Raw genomic sequence first — 10000 nt, forward strand, 5'->3', positions numbered from 1 at the left:
ATCCCAGGATGGGGTGAGCAAAGTAGTTCACCGCCAGGGTGAAACAGGGAATTCGGGACGCAAACAGTTTTGCGTCACGCCTGTTTCACGCCGCACGCTCTGCAAGTGGCCGGACAAGACGACCCGCTGTCTCCTCATTTGAATCCCAGGACGGGGTGAGCACAAAAACGTCCGGAACGAACTGGAACGGCGCAGCCGGCCCGAAGGTGGAGGGCCGGACGCCCGCAATAAAGTAGTTCACCGCCTCTAAATTCAGCATCTATTCGCTCTTAAACGACCAACAATTACCACTATGCGTTCGGTAATTGACGCCTTTCAACCCCCATTAGCCGCATCACTCTGGCAATAGTCATCAAACCCAACCTAGTATCTGCTCAACCCATAATCAGAATAACGAGGTTCAGGTGCATTTATTGATTAAAACTGCTGTTTTTGCAGCAATGACAGGCGTGAGTCTGAGCGCAATGGCAGCACAACAGCCATTGCAGTATGAAGATGTGTTCCAGTTAGAGTTTGTCTCAGAGCCACAGATCAGCAGTAATGGTGATCAGGTGGTCTTTGTGCGTAATCGTTTTGATCAGGCACTGGACAAACGTATCGGGTCTTTATGGTTAAGTGATACCAAAACCGGTCAGTTACGGCCTTTAGTATCAGAACAAGCGGATATCAGCTCCCCTCTATGGTCAACAGACGGTAAGAAGTTGGCTTATATTTCAACAGTTTCTGGCAAACCACAAATTCATATTCGCTGGATGGACAGCGGCCAAAGTGGTCAGGTTAGCCATTTGCCTGCTTCTCCTTCCGATTTAAGCTGGTCACCAGATGGTAAATGGCTGGCTTTTTCGATGTTTACGCCAAAAAAAGCGGCAAGTCCTGTGACGTTACCTGGCAAGCCCGAACAAAATGACTGGGCCAAAAACCCTGTTTATATCGATACTATGCAATACCGTGCCGATGGCCGGGGCTATTTACCTGCAGGTTATAAACATATCTATCTGATGGCTGCAGAGGGTGGTACACCCATACAACTGACCAGCGGCGATTTTGATCACGGCGGTGAAATTAGCTGGCAAAAGGACAGCAAAGCCTTTTATTTCTCAGCCAATCGTCAATCCGATAAAAGAGCTCAGGCCCAGAATAGTGAAGTGTATAAGCTGACTATCGCCGATAAAAATCTGGTCCAGGTGACCGATCGTTTTGGTCCTGATCACTCACCTGCTTTATCTGCTGACGGTAAGTGGTTAGCTTATCTTGGTTATGATGATAAGAAACTAGCCCATCAGGCTGACCAGCTTTACGTCAAAAATCTGCAGTCCGGTGAAGTGAAGGCGCTGACTGGAGATCTGGACAGGACTATAGATAGCTTCAGCTGGGATGCTGACAGCGATGCGCTTTATATTCAGTACGACGATCAGGCTCAGGGTAAAATAGCTATACAGCCACTGATCGGCAAACGTAAGGTGCTGGTTGAACAGGTGGGTGGTAGCTCCTACAGCCGTCCTTATACCGGCGGCAGTTTTACTGTGTCGGATGATGGTGATATCGCATTTACCCAAATGTCGACACAGGCACCTGCTGAACTTGGCTTATGGCAGGACGGTAAAAAGAAACAACTGACGGAACTGAACAAAGACTTACAGTTAGCCCGTGATATAGGTGAAGTAGAAGAGTTTTGGGTGACTTCGTCTGTTGATCAGCGCAAGTTACAAAGCTGGCTGATATTGCCGCCCAACTTCGATAAAACCAAAAAGTATCCGTTAATTCTGGAAATTCACGGTGGCCCTCATACTGCCTATGGCCCTGTATTTGCGATGGAATTGCAGTTGATGGCGGCTCAAGGGTATGTGGTGTTGTACACCAACCCTCGAGGCAGCACTAGTTACGGTATGGAATTTGCCAATTTAATTCACCATAAGTTTCCAAGTGAAGACTATAACGATCTGATGGATGTAGTGGATGCCACTGTCGCTAAAGGTTTCATAGATGCAGAGCAGCTATTTGCCACCGGTGGCAGTGGTGGTGGTCTATTAACCAGCTGGATAGTAGGGCATACCGACAGATTCAGAGCAGCTGTGGCTGTGAATCCGGTGATCAACTGGTTTAGTTTTGTTTTGAACGCTGATATGTACAATTACTTCAGCCAGTACTGGTTCCCTGGTATGCCGTGGGAAAAACCAGAACACTACCTGAAACATTCACCTATCAGTTACGTCGGCAATGTCAAAACCCCAACTATGTTGATGACAGGTGAATCCGATCACAGAACACCTATTTCTGAGACTGAGCAGTTTTATCAGGCGCTACAATTGCGGGGCGTTGAAACCGCTATGGTGCGGATCCCTGGCGCCTCACATGGTATCCATATCAGACCAAGCAACATGATGGCTAAGCCTGCCTACATCACCTACTGGTTTAACAAACATAAAAAGTAGAGTGTGAACACAGTCAATAAAAAAGGGCCGCTTTGCATAAGGCGGCCCTTTTAATTTGTGGATTAGAGAGTGACTCAGATATAGGCAAAAGCGTCGGCAAACATCTGCTCGCGTTTTGCACCTTGCTCAAGGAACGCGTCGCGTACTACGCCTACCATAGGGAAAGGGCCTGCAATATAAATATCGTAGGCTTCCAGCGAGACAAAATCTTCCAGTACGGCTTGATGCACTAAGCCTGAGCGGCCTTGCCAGTTATCGGAAGGACTTTGTACTACTGGCACCAGCTTAAAGTCATGATGGGTTGAGGCCCATTGTTGCAGTTCAGGCATATGATATAAGGCTTCTTCGTGACGCACACCCCAGTATAAAAATACTGGCCTTTTCACGCCTGCCGCTGCGATGGCCTGTGCAATGCTATAGACATAAGAGAATCCAGTGCCACCGGCCAGTAACAAAATAGGATTATGACTGTCTTCGCGCCAGAAGGCTTGGCCTAAACCAACTTCGACAGTCACTTGACCATTGCTTTGTAGGTGTGCCAGCGCCTGACCTGAATACTGGTCTGCTACTGCACCGCCAATTTGCAGCTCGAGCTGTGCCTGTCCTGGAATAGAGGCCACTGAAAAAGGGCGTTTGTCCTGTTCAGTTAATAACAGCTGCAGATACTGGCCGGCTTTAAACTCCACTTTTTGTTGTGGAGTCAGCAAAACCTGATGTACTCCAGAGGTTAACGGCTGAATTTTATCGACGGTACAAATCACTTTGGTCATGAATAATCCTGCGGCTTAGCCACGAATAAAAGGGTGGTGTAAGGTCAAATCTGACTCGGCATAAGCCAGACAACAATAAGTAAAGTTTTGCGCTTTATCCAGATCAGACAAAGGTTCTGGAGGCAGATAGGACACAGTACCAGAGCGCAGACGACAAACACAGGAGGTACAGACCCCCTGTTTGCAACGAAACGGAAAGTCGATGCCATGGCGCAGCGCCGCATCGAGTATTGTTTCATTAGTCTCTACCTGAAAACTCAGGCCGCTTGGTAATACTGTCACCTGATGACTCATTTTTGGCCCGGCACCTTTAATTTGGTTACTGATTGTTCTGCGGGAACTATACCCAATTCAGCCCAGATCGTATCAACTTTGGCTGTAACCGCAGGGTCCATCACTATAGGTTCACCCCATTCACGGCTGGTTTCACCTGGCCATTTATTGGTCGCGTCCATGCCCATTTTTGAACCTAAACCTGAGACTGGCGAAGCGAAATCCAGATAATCTATTGGCGTGTTTTCCACTAAAGTCGTATCCCGTGCCGGATCCATCCGGGTGGTAATAGCCCAGATCACATCCTGCCAGTCACGGGCATTGATATCATCATCACAGACAATAACAAACTTGGTGTACATAAACTGACGCAGGAAAGACCAGACGCCCATCATCACGCGTTTGGCATGGCCTGGGTACTGTTTCTTCATGGTCACTACAGCCATCCGGTAAGAACAGCCTTCTGGTGGCAGATAAAAATCTACAATTTCCGGAAATTGTTTTTGCAGTATAGGCACAAAAACTTCGTTTAGTGCCACACCTAAAATTGCTGGTTCATCAGGTGGACGGCCCGTGTAAGTGCTGTGGTATATCGGATTTTCTCTGTGAGTGATATGAGTCACTGTAAAGACAGGAAAGGAATCCACTTCATTGTAATAGCCGGTATGATCGCCATACGGGCCTTCTGCTGCCATTTCTCCTGGTTCTATATAACCTTCCAGTATGTATTCCGCCGTGGCAGGCACTTGTAAATCATTGCTGATACAACGGGTGACTTCAGTATTATCACCCCGCAATAAACCGGCAAAAGCATATTCAGACAAAGTATCAGGCACTGGCGTCACCGCACCTAAGATAGTAGCCGGATCTGCGCCTAAGGCGACAGACACCGGAAAGCGCTGACCTGGATTGGCTTTTTGCCATTCTAAAAAGTCTAAAGCTCCACCCCGATGAGATAACCAGCGCATTATGACTTTGTTTTTCCCCAGCACTTGCTGGCGGTAAATACCTAAATTCTGCCGCTCTTTATGTGGGCCTTTAGTGATTGTTAAACCCCAGGTGATCAAAGGCGCGGCATCGCCAGGCCAACAGGTCATCACAGGAATTTTGGTTAAATCGACCTGATCACCAGTAAGTACTACTTGTTGGCAGGGGGCTCGCTTGACCTCTTTGGCTGGCATATTCAGCACTTGTTTGAAAATTGAAAACTTGCTGAAGGCGTCTTTTAAACCTTTTGGTGGTTCTGGCTCTTTCAGGAAAGCCAGTAACTTACCTACTTCCCTCAGCGCCGAAACATCTGTCTGGCCCATACCCAAAGCCACACGCTCTGGCGTGCCAAATAAGTTAGCCAGTACAGGTACATTAAAACCCTTGGGGTTTTCAAACAACAACGCAGGGCCACCGGCGCGCAAAGTCCGGTCAGCAATTTCGGTCATTTCCAAATAAGGGTCGATTTCCATCGAAATTCGTTTGAGCAATCCACGTTGCTCCAGCTGACTGATAAAGTCACGCAGGTCTTTATATTTCATAAGGCTCGGGCTCAGCTTGGTGTGGGGTTATTATACATGGCTGACTTAGGCAAACCAGAGTATGCGGTGATAAGTCCCAGTCCAATACGCAGCAACAGTCCGATAAGACCAACCTGAAATTGACATATATCAGGTGGAGCCGAGCGCAACAGACTTGCGTTTTATCTGTGCTGTCATCTAAGGTGAAACACAGAGCCTACTGCGGAGTCAGTTTTATGGAGTTTCCTGCACAAATTAAACAACAAAGCTGCATGGATTGTTTAAGTGGCCAATCGCTTGGCTTTGAAATACGGATGGCATTTCAACCTATCATAGACTGGACTTTACAAGACATCGTTGGTTATGAGGCGTTGGTTCGTGGTCCGGAAGGCCAGGGGGCTGGTTGGGTATTTCAGCAAATCAATGACAGTAATAAATACTATTTTGATCAGGCTTGTCGGGTAAAAGCTATAGAAACAGCTTCCAGGTTAGGCTTAAAAAAACTGTTGAGTATCAATTTCCTGCCTAACGCTGTTTATAATCCGGAAACCTGTATTCGTGCCACCATCGAAGCTGGTGATCTGTTTGGTTTTGATATCACTCAAATTATGTTCGAAGTGACAGAAGGCGAGCAAATTACTGATCAGGTCAAACTTAAGCGTATTTTTGAAAGCTATGCCAAGCGAGGTTTTATTACTGCTATTGATGACTTTGGTTCCGGTTATGCGGGCTTAGCTTGGCTGACTTCACTCAAACCTGCAGTGTTGAAACTGGATATGGGGTTGATCCGCGATATTGATCAGGACACAGTAAAACAAGCTGTGCTCAAGGGAATTTTGACCGTTTGCTCTGAGCTGGGTACTAAAGTACTGGCCGAAGGTGTAGAAAGTAAAGCTGAGTTGGATTACCTGGCTCAGCTGGGTATTGAATGGTTTCAGGGTTATTACTTTGCGAAACCTCAGTTGGAAAAGCTGTTAACTCATAGTGAGATCAACGGCTGGCGCTAAGCGAGAAAACGCTGTAGATTATCAGACATCTGGATGTCTAAGGTCTTTCTTATGAAAAAAGCAACTCAACTGATCCATGCTGGCCGTGGTAAAGAATGGACGGGCTCTGCCGTCAACCCACCTGTAGTGCGGGCTTCTACTATTGTGTTTGACACTATGGCTGAGCTGAAACATGCGACAGCTCATCGTGGAGACCGAGTGCCTTATTATGGCCGCCGTGGTACTGCCACTCATTTTGCGTTACAGGATGCGATTTGTGATCTGGAAGGTTCAGCGGGTTGTGCTTTATACCCTTGTGGCGCTGCAGCTATTAACGCCGCCTTACTGAGCTTTTTAAAACAAGGCGATCACCTGCTGATGGTCGACACGGCCTATGAACCAACCCGGGCTATTTGCGACAAGTTACTGGCAGGTTTGGGTATAGAAACAACTTATTATAACCCTTTGATTGGTGCTGGTATTCGTGCGCTTATTAAGCCCAATACCAAAGTGATTTTTTTGGAATCTCCGGGCTCTCTGACAATGGAGCTACAGGACATTCCGGCTATTAGCGCAGTAGCAAAAGCACATAACATAGTGCTGATGCTGGATAATACCTGGGGCACGCCAGTGCTGCTGGATGCTTATGCTTTGGGCGTGGATATCTGTATTCAGTCGGCGACCAAATACATAGTAGGGCACTCAGACGCCATGCTGGGTATCGCTACTGCCAACGAAAAACATTGGCCACAACTGCGCGAACACAGTTATCTGATGGGCTATTGTGCTTCAGCTGACGATGCCTATCTGGCTAGCCGGGGTTTGCGGACCTTAAAAGTGCGATTAGCTCAGCATGAAGCGAACGCACTAAAAGTGGCGAAGTGGTTACAGCAAAGACCTGAAGTGGAAACAGTGCGTCATCCGGCTTTGCCAGAAAACCCCGGGTATGAGATTTTTCAGCGTGATTTTTCCGGTAGCAATGGCTTGTTTTCTTTTGTATTAAAACAAGGGGATGCCAAAGCTGTGGCTGCTTTTATAGAAGGCATGCAGCATTTTAAAATGGGCTTTTCCTGGGGCGGCTATGAAAGTCTGATTATTCCAAACTTAAGTGTTCAGAAACTCAGAACCTCCAGCAGTTGGCCTTATAGCGGGCCATTGCTACGATTGCATATTGGTTTGGAAGATACCGAAGATTTAATCGCTGATTTAGCAGCGGCTTTTGAGCGGTTTAACCTCTTGGTTTAGTAAAATGGCGCTGTCAACACAGCGCCTTGTCGTTTGTTACTGCCGTAAAAAAGATTCGATGCTTTCGCCTGTCACTTTACCTATCTGGCTAAACAGATACCAAATAGCCACCATAAGCATAACGGTACAAGGTAAAGCGATCACCGGATAACTCAAGGCTGTCATCTGCGCCAGTTCTTCATTAAAGGCTGCAGTGCCGGGCGCACTGACCAGTAAATATTTGGCTAGACCATAATTTAGTACTGACGACACAACAAAAGAGCTTGCCACCAGATAAGCGCAGTTTTGTAGCTTGGTAGCAAAGAGTTGTTCCGCATTCCTGGCTTTTAAGCTGGCCTCCAATTTGGCTATATCCATCAGCTCGTCGTTCAACAGGATTTTCTTCACCAGCGGATACTTACTACGTTGGCTAATTAACACCATAAGCGCAATAATGCCGGGCACTGCCGCTTCTTTGATCGCTATATAAGCCGGGTCGAGCTGCAATAAGCTGATACCTCCTGTCAGTAATACGCTAATGACCCCCAACACAGATAAAAAGTTTACCTTTTTACTTTGCTGTAATTCCCACAGGCCAAAACCTAAAGGGAAAGCCAAAGCGGCCACTAAAGCCCAAACCGGGCCTAATTGCTGATCTTCACTTAATTTACTCAAAATAAGCGTGGGAATAACGATGTTAAAGAGCAGGTTAACTAAAAAACCTGAAGATTTTTTCTTTTCTGTCTGACTCATAAACTCCAGCCTTACTGCCTGTTTTATTCTGATGACGCCTTAGCTTGGACTCGAGTATATCTGATTTGTCTGTAGTTAAGCAGTATCGCGCTGAATAGTCGTCTTGGTTCGATGAAAAGGCGGATTCGTCTTCGCGGCTAAAGCCAACTTTAAGTAACTGATTTGCTGACCATTGTAAAAACTTAGCAAGAACTCTGGTATTAAAGCGAACCATTCGCAATGTCATCTCATTGATTTTATTGGTTTTTTATTGATTTATCCTGTGTTTCGACTAAAATAAACACAAATTTTGAATCTGCAGGTATTTGCTATGAAAGGCCAACCTTTAGTGCTCGCTAAACTGAATGAGGTGCTGACCTCAGAGTTAACGTCCATTAATCAGTATTTTTTACATGCCCGTATCTATAAAAACTGGGGTTTGGCTCAGCTTAATTCGGTTTGTTATAAAAAATCGATCAAAGACATGAAGCAGGCTGACGAGCTGATTGAGCGTATTTTATTCCTCGAAGGCCTGCCAAACCTGCAAGCTTTAGGCAAATTACGTATAGGTGAAGATACCGAAGAAATGCTGCAGTGTGACTTGGATTTCCAGCACGATCAGCTGCCTTTGTTGCGTGATGCCATCAAATTATGCGAACAGCATCAGGATTATGTCAGCCGCGAACTGCTGCAGGAAATTCTGGAGCACGAAGAAGAGCATGTCGACTGGATTGACACTCAGCAGCAACAAATTAGTTTGGTCGGTCTGGAAAATTATCTGCAAAGCCAAATGGGTTCAGGAGACTAACAATGAAAGGTAATACACAGGTTATAGCCGCCTTAAACGAGCTGCTGTCGAATGAACTCAGCGCTATGGATCAGTATTTTATCCATTCCCGTATGTATCACGACTGGGGTTTGAGCAAACTGTTCGAGCGTATTGACCACGAAGTCACGGATGAAAAAGCTCATGCGGCAGCGCTGATTGAACGTATTTTGTTCTTAGAAGGCACGCCGGACTTATCCAAACGTGATCCGCTGCAGGTGGGTACTGACGTGCCTTCCATGCTGCAAAACGATTTAAACGTGGAGTATTCGGTGGGTGCTTTACTGAAGAAGACCATAGCTTTGTGTGAGTCAGTGCAGGATTATGTCACCCGAGATTTACTGATGACTTTATTGGACGACACCGAAAACGATCACGCCCATTGGCTGGAACAACAGCTGCGTTTGATCAAGCTGATTGGATTGCGTAACTACATTCAGTCGCAAATCTAAGGCTGTTGTCTGTTTGCAAAAAGCACCTTCGGGTGCTTTTTCTGTTTAAAGTCGTCAGAAATTGCAGCGGGTGGCGGGACTATATACCCAAGTGACCTCAATATGCGAGTTTCAGAGCCGTTGGGCGCTTGCAATGCAAGGCAGCATGGCGAAGCACTGTCGACTACCTTGTGAGACAGGCTAACACCGCAGAGCAATCGCCCAGCGACTCCCAAGGGGCGGGTCTAAAAGACCTTTATGCCGCGTTAACTGTTGTCGCTTTAGAACCACTAAAGCTTCCAACCGCTGCCTTGCCTAGAGGGGTTTTATCTCCCGCTGAATTCTGCATCTTGAAGTTACTTGGGTATAACGCTTGGGAAGCTTTCATTCTGCCATTGAACTACAGCCGCAGGCGGCTTAAAGTACAAAGCCCTATGGATGCTGTCAATCCAGCTAAAAAGGATTCAAGTAGTGACTCCAGAACAAATTCAACGCTCTGCCGCCCGGCTGGCGTATTATCGACAGCGTGCTGAAGCCGCACCTTTATTGCCAGCAGAGTTACGTCCAACTTCTCTGGCTGAAGCTTTTGCGATTCAGCAATGGCTGTTCATTGAACTGGATTGGCCTGTGCTGGGTTGGAAAGCTGGGATGCCAGGACCCGATAAATGGGTGCTGGCGCCTATAGCTCATCTGCAGCAAGGCGAGCTTTGCCTGTTTGAACAACAAGCAGAGCAGTACAGTATTGAACCTGAGCTGGCTTTTTTGCTGGCAACAGATTTACCTGAGCGCACTGAACCTTATAGCGACACCGAGATCAA

At 46.8% G+C, this 10000-nt stretch carries 10 protein-coding genes; 6 read left to right on the forward strand and 4 right to left on the reverse strand.

The window, feature by feature from the left end; translation table 11 throughout:
* Positions 1-404: 404 nt before the first annotated feature.
* Positions 405-2432: a S9 family peptidase gene (locus LDL40_RS15015; protein WP_300996238.1), complete on the forward strand. Its 2028-nt coding sequence runs from the start codon at positions 405-407 to the stop codon at positions 2430-2432.
* A 74-nt stretch (positions 2433-2506) separates the two neighbouring features.
* On the opposite strand, the gene fre is transcribed toward LDL40_RS15015, so the two are convergent.
* The 3 genes from fre to ubiD are packed head-to-tail and all read right to left on the reverse strand — an operon-like array spanning position 2507 to position 5004.
* Positions 2507-3202 carry an NAD(P)H-flavin reductase gene (gene fre / locus LDL40_RS15020; protein WP_300996240.1) on the reverse strand — a complete coding sequence of 232 codons (696 nt, stop codon included), beginning with the start codon at positions 3200-3202 and terminating at the stop codon, positions 2507-2509.
* Positions 3203-3217: 15 nt separating this feature from the next.
* Positions 3218-3496, reverse strand: a complete 279-nt coding sequence (locus tag LDL40_RS15025) for a 2Fe-2S iron-sulfur cluster-binding protein (RefSeq protein WP_127687904.1) — start codon at positions 3494-3496, stop codon at positions 3218-3220.
* Positions 3493-5004: a 4-hydroxy-3-polyprenylbenzoate decarboxylase gene (gene ubiD / locus LDL40_RS15030; RefSeq protein WP_300996242.1), complete on the reverse strand. Its 1512-nt coding sequence runs from the start codon at positions 5002-5004 to the stop codon at positions 3493-3495. Before ubiD ends, LDL40_RS15025 begins: the two co-directional genes overlap by 4 nt.
* Positions 5005-5219: 215 nt before the next feature.
* Here ubiD and LDL40_RS15035 point away from each other — a divergent pair, with 215 nt between their 5' ends.
* Together LDL40_RS15035 and LDL40_RS15040 are read left to right on the forward strand one after the other, a co-directional pair.
* Complete coding sequence (locus LDL40_RS15035) at positions 5220-5990, forward strand: EAL domain-containing protein (RefSeq protein ID WP_300996243.1); 771 nt, start codon at positions 5220-5222, stop codon at positions 5988-5990.
* A gap of 51 nt (positions 5991-6041) precedes the next feature.
* Positions 6042-7214, forward strand: a complete 1173-nt coding sequence (locus tag LDL40_RS15040) for a cystathionine beta-lyase (RefSeq protein ID WP_300996244.1) — start codon at positions 6042-6044, stop codon at positions 7212-7214.
* Positions 7215-7250: 36 nt separating this feature from the next.
* On the opposite strand, the gene LDL40_RS15045 is transcribed toward LDL40_RS15040, so the two are convergent.
* Positions 7251-7946, reverse strand: a complete 696-nt coding sequence (locus LDL40_RS15045) for a VC0807 family protein (RefSeq protein WP_300996245.1) — start codon at positions 7944-7946, stop codon at positions 7251-7253.
* Between the two features lie 310 nt (positions 7947-8256).
* On the opposite strand from LDL40_RS15045, the gene bfr (LDL40_RS15050) reads away from it, so the two are divergent.
* From bfr (LDL40_RS15050) to LDL40_RS15060, 3 genes are all read left to right on the forward strand, one after another.
* Positions 8257-8733 carry a bacterioferritin gene (gene bfr / locus LDL40_RS15050; protein WP_300996246.1) on the forward strand — a complete coding sequence of 159 codons (477 nt, stop codon included), beginning with the start codon at positions 8257-8259 and terminating at the stop codon, positions 8731-8733.
* Positions 8734-8735: 2 nt separating this feature from the next.
* Complete coding sequence (gene bfr / locus LDL40_RS15055) at positions 8736-9203, forward strand: bacterioferritin (RefSeq protein WP_300996247.1); 468 nt, start codon at positions 8736-8738, stop codon at positions 9201-9203.
* A 450-nt stretch (positions 9204-9653) separates the two neighbouring features.
* Positions 9654-10000: hypothetical protein (locus LDL40_RS15060; RefSeq protein WP_300996248.1), on the forward strand; the 347-nt coding region annotated here is incomplete at its 3' end.

The organism is Rheinheimera sp., assembly GCF_020217005.1.
GTDB lineage: Bacteria > Pseudomonadota > Gammaproteobacteria > Enterobacterales > Alteromonadaceae > Pararheinheimera.